General features: G+C 55.2%; 26 protein-coding genes and 1 pseudogene. All 27 read left to right on the top strand.

Annotated elements, in window-relative coordinates:
• Window positions 1–97 precede the first annotated feature (97 nt).
• Entirely contained in the window at window positions 98–1,375 is a 1,278-nt protein-coding gene (gene hisS / locus KP626_RS02535) for a histidine--tRNA ligase (RefSeq protein ID WP_395978030.1), read from the top strand.
• Window positions 1,368–3,170 carry an aspartate--tRNA ligase gene (aspS, locus tag KP626_RS02530; RefSeq protein WP_395978028.1) on the top strand — a complete coding sequence of 601 codons (1,803 nt, stop codon included), beginning with the start codon at window positions 1,368–1,370 and terminating at the stop codon, window positions 3,168–3,170. The genes hisS and aspS overlap by 8 nt, the downstream gene beginning before the upstream one ends.
• Window positions 3,160–3,864: a ThiF family adenylyltransferase gene (locus tag KP626_RS02525; protein ID WP_395978026.1), complete on the top strand. Its 705-nt coding sequence runs from the start codon at window positions 3,160–3,162 to the stop codon at window positions 3,862–3,864. Before aspS ends, KP626_RS02525 begins: the two co-directional genes overlap by 11 nt.
• 5 nt (window positions 3,865–3,869) lie before the next feature.
• Window positions 3,870–4,286 (top strand): SoxR reducing system RseC family protein, encoded by a 417-nt coding sequence (locus tag KP626_RS02520; protein WP_395978927.1) that lies wholly within the window; start codon window positions 3,870–3,872, stop codon window positions 4,284–4,286.
• Window positions 4,287–4,300: 14 nt separating this feature from the next.
• The gene (gene trxA / locus KP626_RS02515) at window positions 4,301–4,630 is read left to right on the top strand and encodes a thioredoxin (protein ID WP_395978024.1); all 330 of its coding nucleotides are present in this window, start codon (window positions 4,301–4,303) and stop codon (window positions 4,628–4,630) included.
• 85 nt (window positions 4,631–4,715) lie between these two features.
• Window positions 4,716–5,228, top strand: coding sequence for a GNAT family N-acetyltransferase (locus KP626_RS02510; RefSeq protein ID WP_395978022.1), 513 nt, complete (start codon window positions 4,716–4,718; stop codon window positions 5,226–5,228).
• 87 nt (window positions 5,229–5,315) lie between these two features.
• The gene (gene glyA, locus KP626_RS02505; RefSeq protein WP_395978925.1) at window positions 5,316–6,554 is read left to right on the top strand and encodes a serine hydroxymethyltransferase; all 1,239 of its coding nucleotides are present in this window, start codon (window positions 5,316–5,318) and stop codon (window positions 6,552–6,554) included.
• 11 nt (window positions 6,555–6,565) lie between these two features.
• Window positions 6,566–7,084 (top strand): GNAT family N-acetyltransferase, encoded by a 519-nt coding sequence (locus tag KP626_RS02500; RefSeq protein WP_395978020.1) that lies wholly within the window; start codon window positions 6,566–6,568, stop codon window positions 7,082–7,084.
• Window positions 7,085–7,212: 128 nt separating this feature from the next.
• Entirely contained in the window at window positions 7,213–7,647 is a 435-nt protein-coding gene (locus tag KP626_RS02495; protein ID WP_395978018.1) for an RrF2 family transcriptional regulator, read from the top strand.
• 2 nt (window positions 7,648–7,649) lie between these two features.
• Window positions 7,650–8,834 (top strand): cysteine desulfurase NifS, encoded by a 1,185-nt coding sequence (nifS, locus tag KP626_RS02490; RefSeq protein WP_395978016.1) that lies wholly within the window; start codon window positions 7,650–7,652, stop codon window positions 8,832–8,834.
• Window positions 8,827–9,189: pseudogene (gene nifU, locus KP626_RS02485) on the top strand (Fe-S cluster assembly scaffold protein NifU); the annotation flags it as partial. The gene nifS and the pseudogene nifU, both read left to right, overlap by 8 nt.
• A 104-nt stretch (window positions 9,190–9,293) precedes the next feature.
• Window positions 9,294–9,446: a hypothetical protein gene (locus KP626_RS02480; RefSeq protein WP_395978014.1), complete on the top strand. Its 153-nt coding sequence runs from the start codon at window positions 9,294–9,296 to the stop codon at window positions 9,444–9,446.
• A 192-nt stretch (window positions 9,447–9,638) separates the two neighbouring features.
• The gene (locus KP626_RS02475; RefSeq protein ID WP_395978012.1) at window positions 9,639–9,890 is read left to right on the top strand and encodes an IreB family regulatory phosphoprotein; all 252 of its coding nucleotides are present in this window, start codon (window positions 9,639–9,641) and stop codon (window positions 9,888–9,890) included.
• Window positions 9,838–10,833 (top strand): aldo/keto reductase, encoded by a 996-nt coding sequence (locus tag KP626_RS02470; protein ID WP_395978010.1) that lies wholly within the window; start codon window positions 9,838–9,840, stop codon window positions 10,831–10,833. The genes KP626_RS02475 and KP626_RS02470 overlap by 53 nt, the downstream gene beginning before the upstream one ends.
• Before the next feature lie 4 nt (window positions 10,834–10,837).
• On the top strand, window positions 10,838–11,251 hold the full coding sequence (gene ruvX / locus KP626_RS02465) for a Holliday junction resolvase RuvX (RefSeq protein ID WP_395978008.1): 414 nt from the start codon (window positions 10,838–10,840) through the stop codon (window positions 11,249–11,251).
• A 4-nt stretch (window positions 11,252–11,255) separates the two neighbouring features.
• Window positions 11,256–11,531 (top strand): hypothetical protein, encoded by a 276-nt coding sequence (locus tag KP626_RS02460; RefSeq protein ID WP_395978006.1) that lies wholly within the window; start codon window positions 11,256–11,258, stop codon window positions 11,529–11,531.
• A 127-nt stretch (window positions 11,532–11,658) separates the two neighbouring features.
• Complete coding sequence (rpsB, locus tag KP626_RS02455) at window positions 11,659–12,465, top strand: 30S ribosomal protein S2 (protein ID WP_395978004.1); 807 nt, start codon at window positions 11,659–11,661, stop codon at window positions 12,463–12,465.
• A gap of 18 nt (window positions 12,466–12,483) precedes the next feature.
• On the top strand, window positions 12,484–13,134 hold the full coding sequence (gene tsf, locus KP626_RS02450; RefSeq protein ID WP_395978002.1) for a translation elongation factor Ts: 651 nt from the start codon (window positions 12,484–12,486) through the stop codon (window positions 13,132–13,134).
• A 54-nt stretch (window positions 13,135–13,188) separates the two neighbouring features.
• Complete coding sequence (pyrH, locus tag KP626_RS02445) at window positions 13,189–13,896, top strand: UMP kinase (protein WP_395978000.1); 708 nt, start codon at window positions 13,189–13,191, stop codon at window positions 13,894–13,896.
• A 111-nt stretch (window positions 13,897–14,007) separates the two neighbouring features.
• Complete coding sequence (gene frr, locus KP626_RS02440; protein WP_395977998.1) at window positions 14,008–14,565, top strand: ribosome recycling factor; 558 nt, start codon at window positions 14,008–14,010, stop codon at window positions 14,563–14,565.
• Window positions 14,562–14,762, top strand: coding sequence for a hypothetical protein (locus KP626_RS02435; protein ID WP_395977996.1), 201 nt, complete (start codon window positions 14,562–14,564; stop codon window positions 14,760–14,762). The genes frr and KP626_RS02435 overlap by 4 nt, the downstream gene beginning before the upstream one ends.
• Before the next feature lie 80 nt (window positions 14,763–14,842).
• Window positions 14,843–15,571 (top strand): isoprenyl transferase, encoded by a 729-nt coding sequence (locus tag KP626_RS02430; protein ID WP_395978923.1) that lies wholly within the window; start codon window positions 14,843–14,845, stop codon window positions 15,569–15,571.
• A 16-nt stretch (window positions 15,572–15,587) separates the two neighbouring features.
• Complete coding sequence (locus KP626_RS02425) at window positions 15,588–16,385, top strand: phosphatidate cytidylyltransferase (RefSeq protein ID WP_395977994.1); 798 nt, start codon at window positions 15,588–15,590, stop codon at window positions 16,383–16,385.
• Between the two features lie 9 nt (window positions 16,386–16,394).
• The gene (dxr, locus tag KP626_RS02420; protein WP_395977992.1) at window positions 16,395–17,540 is read left to right on the top strand and encodes a 1-deoxy-D-xylulose-5-phosphate reductoisomerase; all 1,146 of its coding nucleotides are present in this window, start codon (window positions 16,395–16,397) and stop codon (window positions 17,538–17,540) included.
• Window positions 17,541–17,561: 21 nt separating this feature from the next.
• On the top strand, window positions 17,562–18,572 hold the full coding sequence (gene rseP, locus KP626_RS02415; protein ID WP_395978921.1) for an RIP metalloprotease RseP: 1,011 nt from the start codon (window positions 17,562–17,564) through the stop codon (window positions 18,570–18,572).
• 6 nt (window positions 18,573–18,578) lie between these two features.
• Complete coding sequence (gene ispG, locus KP626_RS02410; RefSeq protein ID WP_395977990.1) at window positions 18,579–19,637, top strand: flavodoxin-dependent (E)-4-hydroxy-3-methylbut-2-enyl-diphosphate synthase; 1,059 nt, start codon at window positions 18,579–18,581, stop codon at window positions 19,635–19,637.
• 35 nt (window positions 19,638–19,672) lie between these two features.
• Window positions 19,673–23,911: a PolC-type DNA polymerase III gene (locus KP626_RS02405; protein ID WP_395977988.1), complete on the top strand. Its 4,239-nt coding sequence runs from the start codon at window positions 19,673–19,675 to the stop codon at window positions 23,909–23,911.
• Window positions 23,912–23,915 lie beyond the last annotated feature (4 nt).

Raw genomic sequence — 23,915 nt, 5'->3', positions numbered from 1 at the left:
TGGAGCTTTGCTCAAAAGGGGTGGCACCGCGGAGGCTTTCCGTCCCCTTGGGAGAGGCTCTTTTTCTTATATTGCCGTTGAAATGGAGGAAAACACGATGGCGTACCGCGCGCTGAAGGGAACCAAAGACGTTTTGCCCGGCGAAGCCCATTTGTGGCATCACCTGGAGGATACCATGCGGGCCGTTACTGCAAGGTATGGCTTCCGAGAGATCCGCACCCCGGTGATCGAGCAGACCGAGCTCTTTTTGCGGGGGGTTGGGGATACCACCGATATCGTTCAGAAAGAGATGTACACGTTTCTTGATAAGGGCGGACGCAGTATCACCCTTAAACCCGAGGGGACCGGCGGCGCTGTTCGGGCGTTTACGGAGCATGCCCTTTTTAACGAACCCCTCCCCATTAAAATGTATTATCTCTACTGCCCAGTGTTTCGCTATGAGCGGCCCCAGGCGGGCCGGCTTCGGGAGCACCATCAGTTTGGAGTGGAGATCTTTGGATCTCCCAGCGCCTATACCGATGCCGAGGCCATTAGCCTAGCTCTGACGGTTTTGCGGGAGGTGGGCATCGACGATCTGAGCGTAAATATCAACAGCATCGGCTGTGAGAAATGCCGTCCGGCCTATAATCAGACGCTGAAGGACTATTTTGCGCCCCATCTTCAGGAGATGTGCGCCCTGTGCAGGGATCGCTATGAGCGGAATCCGCTCCGCCTTCTGGATTGCAAAGAGGAGCGTTGTCATGCAATCGCCAAGGACGCGCCCCGGATGATCGATCATCTCTGTCCTGAGTGCAGCGAGCATTTTTCCGCATTGCAGGAGAGCCTCGCCGCCCTGAACATCCCCTATGCCATTGACAGCGGTATCGTTCGGGGTCTGGATTATTATACCAAGACGGTGTTTGAGATCATCAGCAACCGCATCGGCGCCCAGGGAACTGTATGCGGCGGCGGACGGTATGACCGGCTGGTGGAGACCGTTGGTGGGCCCAGCATGCCGGGAATTGGATTTGGCATGGGCATGGAGCGTCTCATGATTTTGCTGGAGTCCTATGGGAAGCTGCCGCAGGAGACCGGCCGCTGTGACGCTTTCTGCATTGCCATGGGGGACGGAAAAGAGTCCCTCCAGCTGGCTGATGATCTTCGGAGGGCTGGCATCCGGGCGGATTTTGATCCCCTGGTCCGCAGTATGAAGGCGCAGATGCGCTATGCTGAAAAGCTGGGAGCCCGGCTGGTGGTAATCCAGGGGGATGAGGAACGCCAAAAGGGCGTGGTGATAGTTCGCAACATGTCCACCCGGGAACAGACGGAGGTTGGCCGGGCCGGGCTTGTAGATCGAGTCCTGGAAATGCTCAAAGGGGGAGAAACAAATGGCTGAATTGATGGGGACCATGCACCGCACCGTTATGTGCGGTGAGGTGGATAAGAGGCTGACGGGAGAAAAGGTGACCCTCATGGGATGGGTTCATAGCCGCCGGGATCTGGGAGCATTGGTGTTCATTACCCTCCGGGACCGGACGGGGATCGTCCAATGCGTCTTTGATGAGAGCGATTTTAAGGGGGATTACCGGAAGGTGGAATCCATCCGGGGAGAATATGTGCTGGCCTTGACCGGCACGGTGGCCCTGCGAGAAGAGCGGAATATAAACCCCAATATGAAGACCGGGGAGATCGAGGTCAAGGCGGAGGATGTGAAGATTCTTTCGGAAGCTGAGACCCCGCCCTTTTATATCCAGGACGGCATCAACACCCGGGAGGAGCTACGGCTCCAATACCGCTATCTGGATTTGCGGCGTCCCGAGATGCAGGAACGGTTTTTGCTGCGTCACAAGCTGGCCCAGGCCACCCGAGAGTATCTCTGCGGAGCGGGGTTTTTGGAGATCGAAACCCCTATCCTAAATAAGAGCACCCCCGAGGGCGCCCGGGACTATCTGGTGCCCAGCCGGGTACAACCGGGGAAGTTCTTTGCCCTGCCCCAGTCCCCTCAGATGTTCAAGCAGCTATGCATGGTGGCGGGATTTGATAGATATTTTCAGATTGCCAAATGTTTTCGGGATGAGGATCTACGGGCGGATCGCCAGCCTGAGTTTACCCAGATCGATCTGGAGATGTCCTTTGTGGAGCCTGAGGACGTGATGTCCGTCAACGAGGGGCTCATTGCCAAATTGTTCGATGTGGCTTGGGGAGTGAAGCTTACACCGCCTTTTCCGCGCCTGACCTATCGGGAAGCCATGGAACGGTTTGGCAGCGATAAGCCGGACGTACGCTTTGGCCTGGAGTTTTCTGATGTAAGCGATATCGTGCGGGACTGCGGTTTTGCCGCCTTTGAGGGACCGGTGGCGGCGGGGGGCAGCGTCCGGGGCATCTGCGTGCCGGGAGGCGCGGAGGCCTTTAGCCGGAAGCAGCTGGATGCCCTTACCGCATTCTGCAAGGAGTTTGGCGCAAAGGGTATGGCCTATATTGGCCTGGTGCCGGACGGAAGTTTAAAGGCACCTATCGCGAAATTTTTAAAGGATGGCGTTGTTGAAGCCATTGCAGAGCGGATGGCCGCTAAGGCCGGGGATATGATGTTGTTCATCGCCGATGAGAGGAACCGCGTCGTGTTTGATGTGCTGGGCCAGCTGAGGCTGAAGATCGGCCGGGAGCGGGGGCTCATCGATGAAACCAAGCTGGGCATCCTATGGGTGACGGAGTTCCCCCTTTTGGAGTATGACGAGGAGGAAGGGCGGTGGACCGCTATGCACCATCCCTTTACCAGCCCCATGGATGAGGATTTGCCCTATCTGGAGAGCGATCCCGGCCGGGTTCGGGCCAAAGCTTATGATCTGGTAATCAACGGCATGGAGGCCGGTGGCGGAAGCATCCGCATCCATAGCCAAGAGGTACAGGAGCGGATGTTTGCACTCTTGGGCCATAGCCGTGAGGAGGCCCAGGAGCGGTTTGGATTCCTTTTGAACGCCTTCCGTTATGGGGTACCTCCCCATGGAGGGCTTGCCTTTGGCTTTGACCGGCTATGCATGATCCTGACAAAGAGCAGCAGCATCCGAGATGTGATTGCGTTCCCCAAGGTTCAGACCAGCAGCTGCCTGATGACTGGGGCGCCGGATTATGTGGAACAAAAGCAGCTGGACGAACTTTCCATTGCCATTCGTGTTGCGGAAGATGGAAGATAACCTCTACGCCCGGACACGGGCGCTTATCGGCCAGGATGGGTTGGATCGGCTCCGAGAGACACGCGCCGCTGTGGTAGGCCTGGGAGGAGTGGGCGGCGCTGCAGCCGTTTCCCTGGCAAGAAGCGGATTGGGGGAGCTGATTCTCATCGATGGGGATCAAGTCGTACCCAGTAATTTGAATCGGCAACGAGTAGCCAGGGCGGAAAATATGGGCCGGAACAAGGCCGACGCCATGGCGGAGGAGATCGCGTCCGTTGCGCCGGAAGTACGAACCACCATCCACGGGAGATTTCTCCGGGAGGAAAATCTGGAGGAGCTGATTCCCGCGGATGTGGGGTATGTTGTCGACGCCATCGACAGCCTGAGGGATAAGGTGGCTTTGATCAAAAACTGCCATGCTCGAGGGATTCGGATCATTTCGGCTACAGGGGCGGGAAACCGGCTTTGGGCGGATCGGCTTTGCTACGCTGATCTATTCGCTACCGCGCAGGACCCGGTCTGCCGCGTTCTGCGACGGGAGCTGCGGGGAACAGTGGAGCGCCATCCTGTGGTGGTAAGCCTGGAACCGCCGCGCCAGGCGGAGAAAGGGGTCGTTGCCTCCATGGCTTTTGTGCCAAACGCCATGGGACTCTTGTTGGCCAATGCGGTAGCGCTTTCTGCCGCCGGACTGGTCTCTTGGGAGGAATTGTTTTGAGAGAAGTGGGAACAGTAGAATTAGTGGAAAACGGTATGGCTACCGTGGTGTTTAACCGCCACGAGGCCTGCGGTTCCTGTCGGGCCTGCACCCCCCTGGAGGGGGAGAAAAAGATGTCGGTGGTACTGAAAAATACGCCGGGTGCCAGGGTAGGAGACCGGGTAACGGTGGAACTGCGGGGGGGCACCATGCTATCGGCCACCGCCATCGCCTACGGGATTCCCCTTTTGATGCTGATTCTGGGGGCAGTCTTGGGGGAATGGCTTCGGGGCCGTTATGGGATATCGGAAATTTATACAGCCCTCATCGCCATTGGCAGTGCGGCGATGGGGTACGGAATCCTGCGTCTGCTGAATCCGGTCTTTTCCCGGAAAGGAAGATTTTCCCCCGAGATTCGTGATATAATAAGAGACGAGCTATGAAAGGAGTGATGGATATGGCTTCTGATCAGATCATCAATGTGACCAAGGACACCTTTGATCATGAGGTGCTCAAAAGTGAGATTCCCGTGATGGTGGATTTTTGGGCCCCCTGGTGCGGCCCCTGCCGCATGGTTGGCCCCATTATGGAGGAATTGGCCGCGGATTTTGCCGGAAAAGCCAAGGTTTGCAAGATTAACGTGGACGAGGAACAGGATCTGGCGGCACAATTTCGTGTTATGACCATTCCTACCGTTTGTGTATTCAAAAACGGGGAGATTGTGGACAAGTCCATCGGCGCCAAGTCCAAGGAGGACTTTTCGGCCATGCTGGGCGGGGCCTTTTAGGACTGGCAAGAAACGATAGACGGAAAAGCTGGGAATGGGCAAGGATTGCCCATTCCTTTCTTTTCGCTTTGGGGGATGGATTGAAGTGGTTTTGGAAACGGATCGACTCTATCTGAGACAGTTGAGTCAGGGGGACTTTATGGATTTGGCTGAGATCCTGAAGGATCCGGAAGTGATGTATGCCTACGAGCACGATTTTACCGATGAGGACGTACAGATCTGGCTGGACCGGCAATTGAACCGGTATCAAAAGGACGGGTTTGGTTTATGGGCCCTTGTGGAGAAGGGATCCGATAGGATGGTGGGGGAGGCTGGCCTTACCATCCAGGATTGCGAGGGCCAGGAGGTGTTGGAGATTGGCTATCAGCTAAAGAAGCGGTTTTGGCATCGGGGATATGCCAGAGAAGCTGCGGCCGGATGCAGGGACTACGCTTTTGGGCCGTTGGATGCCCCTTGGGTGTGCGCCATCATCAAGGCGGACAATCGGGCCTCAATTCGGGTGGCGGAGGCCATTGGTATGACCAAGGAAAAGGAGTTTATTATCCGGTATTTTGCGGGGGATATGCTCCACTATTTATTCGGAATCCATCGCTCATGAAATTTTCTGCTTCCGGCCTTGCATTCTGGGGAGGGCTCCTCTATAATAAACGACATATTAACGTAATAAAGCGGAGGGATCGGGATGATCGAATACGACGCGGTTCGCCGGGAGGACCCGGCCGTTGCGGAAGCCTTTGATTTGGAGCTGAAGCGTCAGCAGGAGCACATTGAGCTCATCGCCAGTGAAAATTTTGTATCGAAAGCGGTGCTGGAAGCCTGCGGCTCCCATCTGACCAACAAGTATGCAGAGGGCTATCCCGGCCATCGCTACTATGGCGGCTGCGAGTATGTGGATGTGGTGGAGAACCTGGCACGGGAGCGGGCCTGCCAGCTGTTCCAGGCGGAGCACGCCAACGTTCAGCCCCATTCCGGCAGCCAGGCCAATACCGCTGTATTTTTCGCCATGCTGAAGCCGGGAGACCGCGTGCTGGGCATGAGCTTGGACCAAGGAGGGCATCTGACCCACGGAAGCCCTGTGAACTATTCCGGCAAGACCTATGAGTTTCATTCCTATGGCGTGGATCCTGAGACCGGCATGGTGGACTACGATAAGGTGCGGGAGATCGCCTTGGAATGCCGGCCCAAGCTGATCATCGCCGGATATTCCGCCTATCCCAGGGAGCTGGATTTCAAGCGGTTCCGGGAGATTGCCGATGAGGTGGGAGCGCTTCTCATGGTGGACATGGCGCATTTCGCGGGGATGGTTGCCGCGGGGCTTCATCCCAGCCCGGTACCCTATGCGGATTTTGTGACCACCACCACCCACAAGACCCTGCGGGGTCCCCGCGGCGGCATGATTCTCTGCAAAAAGGAGTACGCTAAGAAGATCGATAAGGCCATCTTTCCGGGGATCCAGGGAGGGCCTCTGATGCATGTGATCGCTGGAAAGGCCATCTGTTTCAAGGAAGCGCTGACCTCCGAATACAACGAATACATGGCCCAGGTGGTGAAGAACGCCAAGGCACTTGCCAAAGGCCTCATGGATCGGGGTGTGAATCTGGTATCCGGCGGCACCGATAACCATCTGATGCTCATTGATCTGCGGGGAAGCGGACGGAAGGGCAATGAAATGGAGACCCTGCTCCATAGCGCCAACATTACCACCAACAAGAATGCAGTGCCCTTTGACCCCGAAAAACCCACCGTTACCAGCGGGCTACGGATTGGTTCTCCGGCTATGACCACTCGGGGAATGAAGGAAGCCGAGATGGATTTGATCGCTGGTTTTATCGCCCGTCTGGTTCAGGAAGGGGAGAGCGCCGTGCCCCAGGTGAAGGAACAGGTCATCGCGCTCTGTGAGCGGTTTCCCCTGTATCGAGGATAAGGAAAAGGGGGATGGAGACCGCCCGGTTATGCCTTCGTCATTTTCGGCCCCAGGATTGGGAGCCTTTGCATGCCTATCTTTCCCTGGAAGAGGTTGTAAAATATGAACCATATGGTGTCTTTTCTAGGGAGAAGAGTAAGCAGGAGGCCCTTCGCCGTTCCAAGGACGATCGTTTTTGGGCGGTATGCCTAAAGAAGAATGGCCATCTGATAGGAAATCTGTATCTGGAAGAACAGGACTATGCCGCTTGGGAGCTGGGCTATGTTTTTCATCTGGATTTCTGGGGGAAAGGGTATGCTACTGAAGCGGCCTCCGCTTTGCTTCGATACGCTTTTGAGGAGAAGAAAGCCCATCTCGTAACGGCCAGCTGTAATCCGATGAACAGCGCATCGTGGCGCTTAATGGAACGCTTGGGGATGCGTAGAGAGGGACACCTGGTTAAGAGTATCTACTTCTCTCGCGATGACCAAGGCCAACCGATCTGGCAGGATACCTATGTATATGGAATCCTCGCAGAGGAATACGTCTGAGATTAAAAAATGATCCCTCTCCTGGAATGGTTGAGAGGGATCATTTTTTTGGATTTATTGTTGACAAAAATAATCGGATATAATAAAATGATTTCAGAGTAAAATACTAGGAAATGGGGGGATCCCGGGTGAAGATTTCCACCAAAGGACGATATGGTTTGAAAGCCATGTTTGAGCTGGCCTGTCGCTATGGAGAAACGCCGGTATCCATCCGCGCCATTGCCGAGGCCCAGGGGATTTCAGAGCATTATTTGGAACAGCTTTTTAAAAAGCTGCGCAAAGCCGGGGTGGTGCAATCCATTCGAGGCGCCCAGGGCGGCTATGCTCTTGCCAGGCCGCCGGAGGAGATCACCATAGGAGAGATTCTGCGTGCTTTGGAGGGCACCGTGGCCCCGGTATCCTGTGCCGAGACGGAGGTATCCTGCGCATATGCCAGGCAGTGCGTGGAAAACTACGTCTACCGCCAAATTCGGGAAGGAATCGACCGGGTGGTGGACAACCTGACCCTATCGTCCATGCTGATGGAACAAAGGAGAATCCAAGAGGAGCTTGGGAGGCAGTAATTATGAATAGAATCTATTTAGACCATGCGGCAACCACCTATGTAAAGCCCGCGGTATTGGAGGCCATGCTGCCCTATTTTACTGAGAAATTCGGCAATCCAGGAGGGGTACACAGTTACTCCCGGGAGGCCAAGGCGGCGCTGGATGAAGCCAGAGAGCAGCTTGCAAGGGCGTTGCATGCACAGCGGGATGAGATATACTTTACCGGCGGCGGAAGCGAGAGCGATAACCTGCTGATTCGGGGGGCGGCAAAGGCCTATCGGGATAAAGGGAAACACTTGATCACCACCGCCATTGAGCATCATGCGGTGCTCCATACCATGGAAGCTCTGGAGAAAGAGGGCTATCAGGTGACCTATCTTCCGGTGGACAGTGAGGGATTTGTTACTCCCCAGCAGGTGGAAGCGGCCATCCGCCCGGATACCAGCTTGGTGTCCGTTATGTTTGCCAACAATGAGATTGGCACCATTGAGCCCGTTTCAGAGATCGCGCGGGTATGCCGCGACCATGGGGTGCTGTTCCATACCGATGCGGTACAGGCCTTTGGTAGTGTGCCCATAGATGTTGCGGAGATGGGCATTGATCTTCTTTCCCTATCGGGGCACAAGCTCTATGGACCTAAAGGCATCGGTGCCATGTATATACGAAAGGGTGTTCGCCTTGCGCCCATCCTCTTTGGGGGCGCACAGGAGAGAAACCGGCGCCCTGGCACCGAGAACATCCCGGGAGCTGTGGGATTGGGCGCCGCCGCGGAATTGGCGGTGGCCCATATGGAGGAAAATGCCGCGCGGATTTCAGCGCTCCGGGATCGGCTCATCGATGGAGTGCTGGAGCGGATTCCCTTTACCCGGCTCAACGGTCCTCGGGAGAACCGGCTGCCCAACAACGCCAGTTTTTGCTTTGAGTTCGTGGAGGGAGAGGGCCTCCTTCTGATGCTGGATATGAAGGGAATTGCAGGCGCCAGCGGCAGTGCCTGCACATCGGGATCCCTGGATCCATCCCACGTGCTGCTGGCGCTGGGACTATCCCATGAGATCGCCCATGGCTCCCTGCGGCTGACTTTGGGCACCGATACAACCCAGCAAGAGATCGACACCGTTTTGGAGGTTCTTCCGCCCATTGTGGAGCGGCTTCGGATGATGTCTCCTCTATTCAATCAAAGAAAGGACGGATTGCGTCATGTATAGCGAAAAAGTAATGGACCATTTTATGAATCCCAGGAACGTAGGGGAAATCCCAGACGCCAGCGGCGTAGGGGAGGTGGGCAACGCCAAATGCGGTGATATCATGCGCATCTATCTGAAGATCAATGACGATGAGGTGGTGGAGGACGCTAAATTTATGACCTACGGCTGCGGCGCGGCTATCGCTACCAGCAGCATGGCCACGGAGCTGGTAAAAGGCCGCACGGTGGAGGAGGCGCTTTCCCTGAGCAATGCCGCAGTTATGGATGCGCTGGGCGGCTTGCCCCCCGCCAAGGTACACTGCAGCGTCCTGGCTGAAGAGGCCATCAAAGCCGCTATTGAGGATTATAAATCCCGATAAATTGGAAAATCGCTCCAGGGTTTCCAGGCTTCCATCCCCATGAAACCGCGGAATCGGGACAGAATAATAACGAATCTGTGTCGAAAGGGGCGAATGTACATATGAAGACTTCGATGTTGATTGGCGTTGCCGCCGGCAGCGTCATCGGTGCTGTGGCAACCATGGCCATGCACGGCGATCTTTCCTCGCGAAACATGAAGCGTATGGGCCGCAAGATGAAACGCCAGGCGCATCGCATGGGGATCGATCTCTAAAGGCCAAAGGACGGGGGTGGACGTTTCACTTCCGTCCTTTTCCTTTTGGCATGGATGGGCGGTGAAAACCATATAGTTTTCTAGGGACGGTGCGCTTTTCTTTTTCTTAAGAAATACATCACGGATTCTTATGGGAAATGCGTTTGTCAAACCCCCGTGTGTAAGGTATAATATGTGCAAGAGGTGACCGATATGGATAAAACCGTGGCTTTCTCTCCCATTAAGGAACAGACGGATACGCCCGCTTCCATCATTGCGCGGGTGTATAGCGCCCTTCAGGCCAAGGGCTATGATCCCATCAACCAACTGGTGGGTTATATCATCTCGGGCGATCCCACCTATATCACCAGCTATGGGGACGCGCGTTCCCTCATCTGCCGCTTGGAGCGGGATGAGCTTTTGGAGGAAATCATTACCTACTATATTCAGAACAAACATATGTAAGATGGAATACCGGAAGCTGGGAAAGAGCGGTATTTTAGTATCCCGTCTATGTTTTGGTACGCTTACCGTAGGCCCTTTGCAAAAGGGCCTTTCCTATCTCCAGGGGGGAAGGCTCATGGCACAGGCTTTTTCGGGCGGGGTAACTTGCTTGGATACCGCGGAGTATTACGAGAATTATGGCCATATCCGGGAGGGGATTCGCTTTTTTCCCGACGTTGTGGTGATGACCAAGTCCTATGCCTACGACCGGGCTTGGGCGGCTGAAAGCGTTGGCCGAGCCATGAATGCATTGGGCAGAAATCAAATCGATGTGATGATGCTTCATGAGCAGGAAAGCGTTCATACGCTGCGGGGACATCGGGAGGCGCTGGACTATTATCTGGCTCTGAAGGAAAAGGGCGTTATCAAGGCGGTAGGAGTTTCCACCCATTTTGTGGGCTGTGCCGCCGCTGTTGCAAAGATGCCCCAGGTGGATGTGCTCAGCGTTCCCCTGAATTGGAAGGGATACGGCATTATGGATGGGTCTTTGCTGGACATGCTTTCCGTGATCCGGGAGGCGAAGCAGGCGGGAAAGGGGATTACCGCCATGAAGCCTCTGGGGGGCGGGCACCTCTCGGGCGGTGCCCGAGAAGCGCTTGACTATGTGGCGGGACTGGAGGATGTGGATTGCATCCCTCTTGGAATGCAGAATGCTCTGGAGGTGGACTGCAACCTGGCTTATTTTAACGGAAACCCCCAGGAGGATCTGTTCATTAAAACCCATGGACAGGCGCGAAGGCTTCACATCGCCGATTGGTGTGTGGGATGCGGGGCCTGTGCTGCCCGGTGTAAGCAGAGGGCTATCCGGGTGGAGGATGGACGGGCCAAGGTGGATCAGGAACGTTGTGTTCTTTGCGGCTACTGCGCCAAAGAATGTCCGGAATTTTGCATAAAGGTGTATTGACGATATGAGAATGGTTGGATTGGATATTGGAGATGTGCGCATCGGAATTGCGGTTTGCGATGAGCGGGAGATCATCGCTTCGGGGGTGGAGACATACCGCCGGACCGGAGACTTGGACCAGGATTGCGCATATATCGCGGACCGGGTGAGAGAACTCTCGGCGGAGCGGGTGGTTCTGGGGCTTCCCATCAATATGAACGGCACCCAGGGACCCGCCTGCGAGAAGGTTCGGGCATTTGGGGAAGCGTTATCCATTCGGTGCCCTGTGGAACAGGACTACTTCGATGAGCGCCTCACCAGCGCCCAGGCCAACCGGGTTTTGATTTCGGCAGATGTATCCCGGAAAAAACGAAAAAATGTGGTGGATATGCTGGCTGCCCAACTGATCCTACAGGCCTATATCGACGCGAGGTGTTGACGCTATGTTTGGGATCAACGATAGAAACGAACTGATGGCTACCATCATCGATGGAGAGGGAAACCGAACGGAATACTTCCCCTATGCCGCGTTTGCCCTGGAGGGGGTGGAATATCTAGTGCTGCGTTCCTCGGAGCCTGGTATTGGCGAAGAGGTGCTGGTGCTGGAAAGCCAGGAGGACGCGCAAGGCCAGCGCATGTTTTCCCTGGCTCAGACCACGCCTAAGTTACAGGAACTGATTCTTCAGGGACTGGGCTTGAGCTATGGTTTGATCCAGTAGGATTTTCCCTTGCGTGGAAAGGCATCCTATGGTATAATCCATATTCGGAAAAACACACCCATGGATAAAATCCTTGTGCCATTGGTATGAGCGTCCACGGGGAGGAAAAACAAGGAGGAGTTTTGTTATGTCTGTTATTTCCATGAAACAACTGTTAGAAGCTGGCGTGCATTTTGGGCACCAGACCCGTCGTTGGAACCCCAAAATGGCACGCTATATCTTTGCCGAGCGGAATGGGATCTATATCATTGATCTCCAGAAGACCGTCAAGAAGGTGGAGGAAGCCTATCTCTTTGCCCGTGATGTGGCGGAAAAGGGCGGCTCCATCCTGTTTGTGGGCACCAAGAAGCAGGCTCGTGAAAGCGTGGAAATGGAAGCCAAGCGCTGCGGCATGTTCTATGTAAACAACCGCTGGCTGGGCGGCATGCTTACCAACTTTAAGACCATCCGGGGCAGCATCAACCGTTTGAACCGCATCAATGCCATGGAGAAAAACGGCGACTTTGACCTCATGACCAAGAAGGAAGTCATCAAGCTGAATCTGGAGCGGGAAAAGTTGGAGAAGAACCTGGGCGGCATCAAGGAGATGCGCAACCTGCCTTCCGCTCTTTTTGTGGTGGATCCCAAGAAGGAGCGTATTGCCGTGGCTGAGGCCCGGAACCTGGGGATCCCGATCATCGCTATCGTGGATACCAACTGTGATCCCGACGAGATCGATTATCCCATTCCTGGCAATGACGACGCCATCCGTGCGGTAAAGCTCATCGCCGGCAAGATGGCTGATGCTGTTATCGAAGGCCGCCAGGGCGAGCAGATGGAGGAGGAGCCCGCTCCTGCCGAGTTGACTGAGGAACAGGCTGAGGAAACGGCTATTGCGGAAATTGACAGTGCCGAGGTTGCGCCTGCTGAGGCCGAAGCGGCCCCTGCTGAATAATTGAGGAGGAGATGGAGTATGGCTATTACCGCCAATGACGTAAAAGAACTGAGAGAGCGCACTGGCGCCGGTATGATGGACTGCAAGCGGGCCCTGACCGAAGCCGATGGAAATATGGACAAAGCCATCGAAATCCTGCGGGAAAAGGGTTTGGCTGCCGCTGCCAAGAAGTCTGGCCGCATTGCCGCTGAGGGCTTGGTGGCCAGCTATATCCACATGGGCGGCCGCATTGGCGTCCTGGTGGAGGTCAACTGCGAAACCGATTTCGTAGCCAAGACCGATAACTTCAAGGATCTGGTTCACGATGTGGCTATGCAGATTGCCGCGACCAATCCGCAGTACGTCAGCAAGGAAGAGGTTCCCGCCGACGTCATTGAGAAGGAGAAGGAGATCCTTCGGGCCCAGGCGCTCAACGAGGGCAAACCCGAGAAGATTGTGGATCGCATGGTAGAGGGCCGCATTGAGAAGTACTACAAGGAGGTCTGTCTCCTGGAGCAGCCCTTTGTAAAGGATAGCGATAAGACCGTGAAGGGCATGATTATGGAGGCCATCGCTTCTATTGGGGAGAATATTTCCGTTCGCCGCTTTGTCCGTTATGAGATGGGCGAAGGCCTAGAGAAACGGGAAGACAACTTCGTGGATGAAGTGATGAAGCAGGCTGGTAAGTAACCCTGAGGGGGCCGGTTTCGGCCCCCTTTTTTTATGCTCAGGAGGTGTATCATAATGGCAATTGCGTACAAACGGGTGATCCTCAAGATCAGTGGGGAGGCTCTTGCCGGTCCCCAGGGGTTTGGCATCGATTTTGAGATTCTCAATGGCATCGGGGATCAGATCATCGAGTTGGCCGGGCTGGGCTGCGAGGTATGCATCGTGGTGGGAGCGGGAAACATCTGGCGGGGCCGCAGCGGTGTGGGAATGGATCGAAGCACCGCCGACTATATGGGCATGCTTGCTACTACCATCAATTCCTTGGCCCTTCAGGATGCCATCGAGCAGAAGGGAGCGGATGTCCGGGTACAGACCGCCATTGAGATGCGGCAGATCGCTGAACCCTATATCCGGCGCCGGGCAACGAGGCACCTGGAAAAGGGACGGGTTGTGATCTTTGCCTGCGGGACCGGGAACCCGTTTTTCTCCACCGATACCACCGCCGCGCTGCGGGCAGCGGAGATGGGAGCCGATGTGATCCTTTTGGCTAAGAACGTGGATGGGGTATATGACAGTGATCCCAAGACCAACCCGGATGCCAAGAAATTCAGCGATATTAGCTACAAGGATATTCTGGCCCAGGGGCTGACGGTGATGGATTCTCCTGCAGTGGCCCTTTGCATGGAGAACAACATCCCCATCGTGGTGTTCCCGTTGAAGGAGGAAGGCTCTATTGTACGCGCGGCGCGCGGGGAGGAGATTGGGACGTTGGTACACGGATAAGCCGTTTTAACGAGGCCGGATGATTTTCCCATGTCCTTCACCGGGAAATCATCCGGTTTACTTGATCTTATCCTGGTTTTTCAGTAAAATGTAGAAAAAGGAGGTTATGGTATGGACGTTGATATTTTGGATCGTTCCAGGGAACGTATGAATAAGACCATCGAGGCTTTGAAGCGGGAGCTCTCCGGCATGAAGGCCGGCCGGGCTAATCCCCAGATTTTAGACCGCATTATGGTGGATTACTATGGAACGCCCACGCCCATCCCCCAAATGGCCAATGTGTCCACGCCGGAGCCCCGGCTGCTGGCCATCACCTTATGGGATCCTTCCACGCTGAAGGACGTAGAAAAGGCAATTATGAAGAGTGATTTGGGCATCACCCCCAGCAACGATGGAAAGATCATCCGTTTGCAATTTCCTGAGCTGACCGAAGAGCGGCGCCGGGATCTGGTGAAGCAGGTGAAAAAGCTGGGCGAGGAGGCCAAGGTGGCCGTTCGCTCCATTCGCCGGGATGCCAATGACGCCATGGCCAAAGAGGAAAAGAACAACCTCATGACCGAGGATGATCGTCGGCTTTATGAGAAGGACGTCCAAAAGCTTACCGACGATACCATCCGGGAGATCGACGGCATCCTTACCGTTAAGGAAAAGGAGATCATGTCCGTTTGATTTTGCTTCCAGAGTATTTGGGACTTCGGCTCCAAACCGCTGCCGATTTGCTCTGCCGCCAAGGGGTGGAGGCTTGCTCCCTTTCCTATCGGGATCCCAGGGGCAATGCTCCAGGGGATGATGCCCGCGTGGTGCGGGCACAGTTGGATTGGGGCAGGGTGATTTTAACCTACTGTGACTTCAGAACAGAACTCTGACTTTTCCCAAGGCATTCCGTCTTGGGAAATGGTCATATTAAGGGGTAGAACCTTTGAATGATACTGTATTAAAGCCTCAGATGCTAGGGCGTCTGGGTATTAAGCGGGAACGGGTGCCACGGCATATTGCTATCATCATGGACGGCAATGGCCGCTGGGCAAAAGCCAGGGGCAAAAGCCGTGCCGATGGACACCGGGCAGGGATGGAACGCATCCATGATATCGTTCAGGCCAGCCAGGACGTGGGAGTGGAGCATTTAACGCTATTTGCCTTTTCCAGCGAGAACTGGAGGCGGCCCCGACCGGAGATTCAAGCGCTGTTTTCCCTGCTGGTGGAGTACTTCCACCGGGAGATTGACGAGCTCCATAAAAATGGGGTGCGGATCAGGATTTTAGGTGTGGATACCAATGTTCCAGACAATATCCTGCGGGTGCTGCGGCGGGCGGAGGATCTAACCCGGAATAACCCAAACCTGACTTTAAACATTGCCTTTAATTATGGTAGCCGGCAGGAAATTACTTCTGCAGTGCGCCGCATGGCTGAAGAGGTTGCTGGCGGGATGCTTCGGGTGGAGGACATCGATGAGGGCCTTGTTGGAGAACACCTGTATACCGCTGGACAGCCCGACCCAGATCTTTTGATTCGCACCAGCGGGGAACAGCGGATCAGCAACTTTCTATTGTACCAGCTAGCCTATACCGAGCTGGTCTTTGTGGAGCAGCATTGGCCGGATTTTTCGGTGGATGTATACTTTGACGCCATTCGGCAGTATGCCGGGCGGGACCGCCGGTTTGGCGGATTGGGTTAAACGCATGAGTGCATCCATGATAAATAGAATTATAGTTGGAATCATCCTAGCTGCCGTGGTGGGCCTGGTGGTGGCCCTGGGCGGAGTGGTCTTGATGGCTGCAGCCCTCTTATGCATGGCAGGAACCATGTATGAGATGTACCGGGCGGTAAAGCGTTTGGCGCCTACCATTCAGCTCTGGCCCATGGTTTTTTATGTGATAATCTCCTCGGTTGGTGCTAGATTCTGGGGCATTCTTGGAGTGGTAGCCGCCTTTTTGGTGGCGGTGATGGTGGTCTTTGCACAGAAGATTCTGGAAGGAAAGCTGGATTTTGAGGGGATCCTCTTTTCCGTCTTTGTGTTGCTATACCCTGGCCTATTTGCTTCATTGCTATATAGCCTGGCGCTGATGCCCGACCCCATCTGCCGAATGGGAGTCTTAATGGCTATTTTTATGGCCTCTATGCCCGATATGTTTGCGTATTTCACCGGAATGGCCTTTGGAAAGCATAAGATGGCGCCTGTTATCAGCCCAAAAAAATCCTGGGAGGGCGCCCTGGGCGGTGTTTTGGGCGGACTGGTTACCGGGGTGGCGCTGTATTTTATCCAGAACATCTTTGGTATGGCCATTCCGTTGTTGGACTTTGTGCTGCTGGGCGGCATCTGCGCCATTGCCGGAATGATAGGGGATCTTGCGGCGTCCTTGGTGAAACGCACCATCGATATCAAGGATTACAGCCGCATCTTTATGGATCATGGCGGACTGATGGACCGGTTGGACAGCGTATTGTTTGTAGCGCCCGTTATCTGTCTGTACTTTTTCCTAATTGCGTGAGGTGAAGGATTGAAGACGGTTGCCGTTATCGGCTCTACCGGGTCTATTGGGACCCAGGCGTTGGATGTAATCCGCCATCGAAGGAAGGAATTCCAGGTGGCGGCTTTGTCCTGCCATGGAAATCTTCCCTTGCTCTATCAGCAGATTGAGGAGTTCCATCCCCATGTGGTGGGGATTTCCGATGAAGCCGCCTATCGGGAGGCAAAGGCATATCTGGGAGAGCGGGTAAAGTTGCTTGGCGGCTCGGAAGCCCATAGCGGTTGTGTGGAGGAGAGCGATGCTCATATTACGCTTATTTCGGTGGTGGGGTTTGCCGGACTGGCGCCCCTTGCGGCTTCCATCCGCCTTCATAAGCAGACCTGTGTAGCCAACAAGGAGAGCATCGTCTGTGGAGGGGCAGCCATTCGAGAGCTGGCCCAGATCCATGGAGTGGAGATTTTACCGGTGGACAGCGAGCACAACGCCATCTACCAGTGCCTTATGGGAAACCGGGATAAGAACATCGCGAAAATCCATCTGACCTGTTCTGGTGGACCGTTTTTGCGGTGGAGCCGGCGGGAGATGACAACCGCTACCTGGGAACAGGCGTTAAAGCATCCTAAATGGAATATGGGGCGTAAGATCTCCATCGATTCCGCCACCCTTGCCAACAAAGGGCTGGAGGTATTGGAAGCAAAATGGCTGTTTGCGGTGGAGTTGGACCAGATCCAGGTGGTGGTTCATCCCCAGAGCATTGTCCACAGCATGGTGGAATATGAGGATCGGTCTATTCTAGCACAGCTAGGGCCTACTGATATGCGACTGGCCATCCAATTTGCCCTTACATATCCCCGGCGGGAGGCGGGAATCCTAGAACCGCTGGATCTGTTTTCCATGGGAAGCCTGGAGTTTTTCCGGCCGGATATGGAGCGATTTCCTTGTCTCGGACTGGCCATGGAAGCTGGCCGTCAGGGAGGAGCTTCGCCCATTGCCTTTAATGCTGCCAATGATTTGGCCGTGGAAGCGTATCTGGCCGGCCGAATTGGATTCTATGGCATTTCTGATTTGGTGGAGCGGACGCTATCCCGTTTTCATGGCGGGCCAGAACCAGCGCTCGCGGAGATTTCCCGTATGGATGAAGCGGTTCGGGAATACATTAGAAAGAGTTTATCCTAAGGAGACGGTTGATTGTATATTGTGATCGCCATTTTGGTGCTGGGGCTGTTGATCCTAGCCCATGAGTTTGGCCATTATATCGTAGGAAAAAAATCTGGTATTGCGGTGTTGGAATTCGCCGTGGGTATGGGCCCAAAGGTAGTCTCCTGGCAACGGGGAGAGACCCAGTATTCCATCCGGTTAATTCCCCTAGGTGGGTTTTGCCGCTTTTTGGGGGAGGATGAAAACAACTCCGATCCCAGGTCCCTAACCGCCGCGCCTCTGGGGAAACGGTTTATGACCATCTTTGCCGGGGCGTTTTTCAACATCATCCTTGCTTTTTTGCTGGCCTTTTTTCTGATGTTCGGCCTGGGGGACAATGTGCCTACGGTAGCGGGACTTCTTCCTGACTCCAACAGCGCCGCCGCGGGAATACAGGAGGGGGACATTGTCTATTCCATCGATGGGCATACCCTGTTGCTGCCGGGAGACTTGAACAAATACGTTCAGGAGAACCAGGATGGAACCGTGGATGTGGTGGTGCTCCGGAACGGGCAGAAGGTCGGGATGGAGGTCGAACCTATTGTCCAGGATGGGGTGAAGCTGATCGGGGTTCAATCCTCCTATACCGTACACCGATTTGGTTTTTTTGAAAGCATTGGCCGGGCGGTGGCATGGTGCTGGGCCCTGGTGGTTGAAATCTTCCTTTTCTTCGTTGGCCTTATCACCGGCCGTGGGGTGGCCGGAGGCGTTGTGGGACCGGTAGGAACCATCAGCGTCATCGGCAGCGTGGCCCAAGTGGGATTCCGATCCCTTGTCAGTCTGGTATCCATGCTGAGCATCAATTTGGGCGTAGTGAACCTGTTGCCCCTGCCCGCCTTGGACGGCGGCCGTCTTGTGTTTGTTTTAATAGAGGCCATCCGCGGCAAACCCGTGCCTCCTGAAAAAGAGGGGATGGTGCACCTCATTGGGATGGCGGCACTAATGGTGCTCATCGTATTTTTGACCTATCAGGATATCGTCGGTCTATTTACTGGTTCGTTAGGAGGTTGATGCCCTATGGCATCCAAACGGTCTATCCGAGTGGGGGATTTGATCATCGGTGGCGGGGCCCCGGTGGTAATTCAAAGCATGACCAATACCGATACCCGGGATGTGGAGGCTACCTCGGCGCAGATCCGGCGTCTATATGAGGCGGGCTGCCAGCTTGCCCGGGTATCCGTCTACGATACCCGTTGCGCCCAGGCAGTACGAGAGTTGGTGGACAGGAGTCCCATCCCTTTGGTAGCGGACATCCATTTTGACCATCGGTTAGCCATTCAGAGCGTAGAAAACGGCATTCAGAAGCTGCGGATCAACCCCGGGAACATCGGCGGCGCTGACCGGGTTCGGAGCCTGGTGGCATGCGCCAAGGAGCATGGGGTTCCCATCCGTATCGGGGTCAACGGGGGCTCCCTGGAGCCCGATCTATTGAGAAAATACGGTGGTCCCACCGCTGAGGCGCTAGTGGAAAGCGCTTTGGGGCATGTGCGCATCCTGGAGGATTGCGCGTTTTATGATATTGCTATTGCCGTTAAGAGCAGCAATGTTCCCACCATGGTTCGAGCCTATCGGATGCTGGCGGAGCGAACCGATTACCCGCTGCATCTGGGAGTAACCGAAGCGGGAACGGTGCGGATGGGCACGGTAAAATCCGCTGTGGGCATCGGGTCCCTTTTGCTAGATGGCATCGGGGATACCATCCGGGTTTCCCTGTCGGGGGATCCAGCCCGGGAGATCGTGGCGTGCAAGGATATCCTTCGATCCTGCGGGCTCCTGGATACCGGAGTGGAGATCGTATCCTGCCCCACCTGCGGCAGATGTTCCATCGATGTAGAAGCTATGGCCTTGGCTTTGGAGGAGCGGGTTGCCCACGTGTCCGCGCCCATCCGAGCGGCCGTGATGGGGTGCATCGTTAACGGCCCTGGAGAGGCACGGGATGCGGATATCGGCATCGCGGGAGCTGCTGGAGATATTTTGCTGTTCCGCAAGGGAGAGGAGAAACCCCAGCGCCTGCCGGCGGAGCGGGCGGTGGATCTTTTGGCGGAGGAAATTGAAAAGCTGGCCGAAGAACGGTAGGGTGTTGTGATCGTTTTGGGAATAGGGGAGAGGGCGTGAACCAGGAATTGCACATCGAGGCTGGAGAGGCTAGAGCAAGAATCGTTGAGATGCGGTATAGCCGGTCTCAAGGAATTTTGACGGTAACCGTTGAGCTTCTGTGCCCCGTTTTGCCCGCCCATATTGCGGCGGTTAAGCGGATGGTGGAGGACAAATTGGACCGGGACCCGGGGCTCCAGGTCCATTTTGACGTGTCCGCGTACAGCTACGATACGGTATTGGATCTGTTCTGCACCCTGGTTTCCATGGAAAATGGCGGTCTAATTCTGGGACTGGAGCAGGGGAAGATGGGGGTATCGGATTCCCATATTCTATTGCTAAACCGGGAGGATAATCCGGTGCTGCAATCCAAGACCAACCTTATGCTGCTACAGCATCTTGCGGCGGCGGTGGGCCGGGAGCTGATGCTGGTGGCCGAAGAGGGGGACCTGCCGCTTTTTTCCATCGACGCGGCGCGTTACCGGCTTGCGGCGCCAGTCTCGAAGCCCCAGTCGGCGGCGGGTATCAAAGTGGATAAAAAGCCTTCCACGAAGAGCAGGGCAAAGAAGGAGGAGAAGGGACGTGTGATCTTGGGCAAATCCTTTGTGCCCAAGCAGATTGCTTCCATCGACAGCCTAAGCTTGGAATCCGGCTCGGTGACCATCCAGGGAAAGGTGATCGGAGGGGAGATTAAGACCTTTAATTCCGGCAGAATGCTGCTGCTTGCCAATGTGACCGATAACAAGGGGACGGTGGTGGTCAAGGCATTCGTGGATGGCAAACTTCAGAACAAGTGCAACCGGCTGCTATCGGGAGAGGGGAAGGCCCTTGTCCGCGGGAGCATTGATTACGATTCCCGCAGCAAGGAAATCTGTCTCATGGCCCGGGATATCCTCTTGGAGGAGGATCCGGGACGGGTGGATGACGCGCCCATCAAACGGGTAGAGCTGCATGCTCATACCAAGATGAGCAGCCAGGATGGTTTGGCCGACGCGGCTATGCTGGTGACCCGAGCGGCAAGTTTTGGCCATGAGGCCATCGCCATTACCGACCATGGAGTGGTACAGGCCTACCCCGATGCCTATGAGGCGCTGGATAGCGCCAACAAAAAATACGGCAGCAATACCAAGCTGATCTATGGTCTTGAGGCCTATATGGTCAATGATTTCTGCTATGTGGGGGAGGATGGTCCCCTATCGGAGTTTGTGGTCTTTGATGTGGAGACAACGGGGTTGGACAAGCGGGAGGATCGGCTCATTGAAATCGGCGCCTGCGTTCTTCGGAATGGGGAAATCGTGGAGGAGTTCAATACCTTTGTCAACCCTGGACGGCCCATCTCCCGGAGTTCGGTAGAGATCACCGGGATCACCGATGATATGGTGAAGGATGCGCCCGATACGCGGGAGGCCCTCCGGATGCTGGATGGATTCATCAAGGGGCGGCCGTTGTGCGCGCATAACGCCACCTTCGATGTGTCTTTTTTACGGAATCTTGGGAAGGAATACGGCCTTACCTTTGACACTGGTATGCTGGATACTCTGGCTTTGGCCCGTATGCTGGTTCCAGGACAGGGCCGATATAATCTATCAGCCCTGTGCAAGCACTTCGATATCCGCTTGGAGCAGGCGCACCGGGCCGTACATGACGCCATGGCCACTGCGCGGGTACTGGACCGGCTTTTGAACATTGCCCAAGAGGAATACGGCGCAAAAACCCGTTTTGCCCTCAATGGTTTGGACGGCGCCAATGGAATGCCAAGCCATCATGTGATCCTACTGGCCCAGAATCCAACTGGCCTGATGAACCTATACCGGGTGGTGACGGAATCCCATCTGAAGGGATTCCATCGACGGCCGCTGATTAAAAAGAGCTTTATACAGGCACACCGGGAAGGATTGCTCATTGGTTCTGCCTGTGAGCAGGGAGAGGTATTCCGCTGCATTCTGGAGCGGTATGACGACGCCTATACGCGGCATATCGCCTCCTTTTACGACTATCTGGAGGTACAGCCTCTGGGGAACAACCGCTTTTTGGTGGGGAACCGCCGGGAATCCACCTGGGTGAACGGCGAGGAGGATCTGATTGCCATCAACCAGGCCATCATCCGTTTGGCTGAGGAGTTGGAGCTTCCCTGTGTGGCCACCAGCGACTGCCATTTCATTGAGCCAGAGGATGAATACTATCGCCGGATTCTAATGGATATCCAGGGGTTTTCCGACGCCGACGTCCAGCCTCCCCTCTATCTGCATACCACCCAGGAAATGCTGGACGAGTTCTGGTATCTGGACGAGGAGACCAGGCGGGCGGTGGTGGTGGAGAATCCGCACCGCATTGCAGCTGAAATAGAGGATACGTTCCGCCCTTTCCCGAATGAGGAAATGTTTCCGGTGGAGGAGGGGGCTGACGAGCTCATGGAGCGGGTGTCCTATGAGGGGGCCCACCGGGTTTATGGGGAAACCCTGCCGGAGGTGGTCCAGGCCCGCCTGGACCGAGAGCTTCATTCCATTACCAAACACCGTTTTTCCACCCTTTATACCAGCGCTTACCATCTGGTGAAAGCCAGTAATGACGCCGGCTATACCGTGGGGAGCCGAGGCAGCGTTGGGAGTTCCTTTGTGGCCTTTTGCATGGGCATCAGCGAGGTGAATCCGCTGCCCAGCCATTACCGGTGCCCTTCCTGTCAGTACAGCGATTTCGATACCGCTCGGTTCGGCTGCGATTGCGGTGTGGATCTACCGGAAAGGGAATGCCCCGTGTGTGGGAAACCCCTTGTACGGGATGGCTTTGAGATCCCCTTTGAGGTATTTCTGGGGTTCGAAGGGGATAAGGTTCCCGATATCGATTTGAACTTCTCGGGGGAGAATCAGGCTGCTGCCTTTGCCAAGGTGGAGGAGCTATTCGGTTCTGAAAACGTGTTTCGCGCGGGGACCATCATTGGAATCAAGGACAAAACAGCCTATGGGTATGTCCTCAACTATATGGAGAAACACGGAATCCAGGCCAGCCGCGCTGAGGTGGAGCGCCTTGCCCGGGGTATCACTGGGGTAAAGAAGACCACTGGTTGCCATCCGGGGGGGATGGTCATTGTGCCAAAAGATATCGACGTACACCTGTTTACCCCTATCCAGCATCCCGCAGATAAGACCGAGGGAGGAATCGTAACCACTCACTTTGCGTTCAGCTCCCTTCATGACCGGCTGTTGAAATTGGATATTCTGGGCCATGATAACCCGACTATTATCAAGCGGCTGTATGAATTTACGGGGGTGGATCCCATCACCGTGCCGCTTAACGATGAAAAGGTCTTGTCCGTTTTTCGCGAAAACACGGCTTTGGGGGTGGATCCGGAGAAATACAAGAGCAAGACCGGAGCCATTGGCCTACCGGAATTCGGCACCAGCTTTGTTCGGAGTATGCTGGAGGAAACCCAGCCCACCACCGTCAGCGAGCTGATTCGTATCAGCGGATTGTCCCATGGCACCGACGTTTGGATCAACAACGCCCAGGATCTCATTCGCAATGATGTTGCCACGCTGCGGGAATGTATCTGCTGCCGGGACGATATTATGATCGCTCTCATTGGAATGGGGGTGGAGCCGCTGATGTCATTTACCATTATGGAACGGGTGCGGAAGGGGAAGGGGCTCAGCCCAGAGATGGAGGCGGCCATGGTTCAGAACCAGGTGCCGCAGTGGTTCATCGATAGCTGTAAGAAGATCAAATATATGTTCCCCAAGGCTCACGCCGCCGCTTACGTGACGGCTGCTCTCCGGATCGGCTATTTTAAGGTTTATTATCCCCTTGCTTATTACGCCGCTCACTTCTCCGTTCGCGCGGAGGAGTTGGATGCCGCTCCTCTGGTAAAAGGGGAGGAAGGCATCGTCAATAAGATGAAAGAGCTGTCCCAGCGGCCGGACGTGACCACCCGGTTTGAAAAGGAGTACACCCACCTGGAGGTGGCCTATGAAATGGTACTCCGGGGATATGGCTTCCTGGCGCCCGATCTCTATAAATCAGACGCCACAAAATTCCTTCCCGAGGGCGATAATTTGCGCTTGCCATTTACCAGTGTTGCGGGGCTGGGACTATCCGCCGCGGAAAGCATCGTGGAGGCCCGGAAGGAAGCTCCCTTCCGTACCATCGATGACCTGACCGAGCGAACCCGGCTCAACGGCACGCTGCTGGAAAAATTGGCGGAATTGGGCACACTTGTGGGGATGCCTCAATCCGATCAGATTTCTTTGTTTGACCTATAAGGAG

The organism is Christensenella sp. MSJ-20 (genome assembly GCF_044357945.1).
In the GTDB taxonomy this organism is placed as follows: domain Bacteria; phylum Bacillota; class Clostridia; order Christensenellales; family QAND01; genus QAND01.
This window is presented reverse-complemented; position numbering and strand designations above follow the sequence as displayed.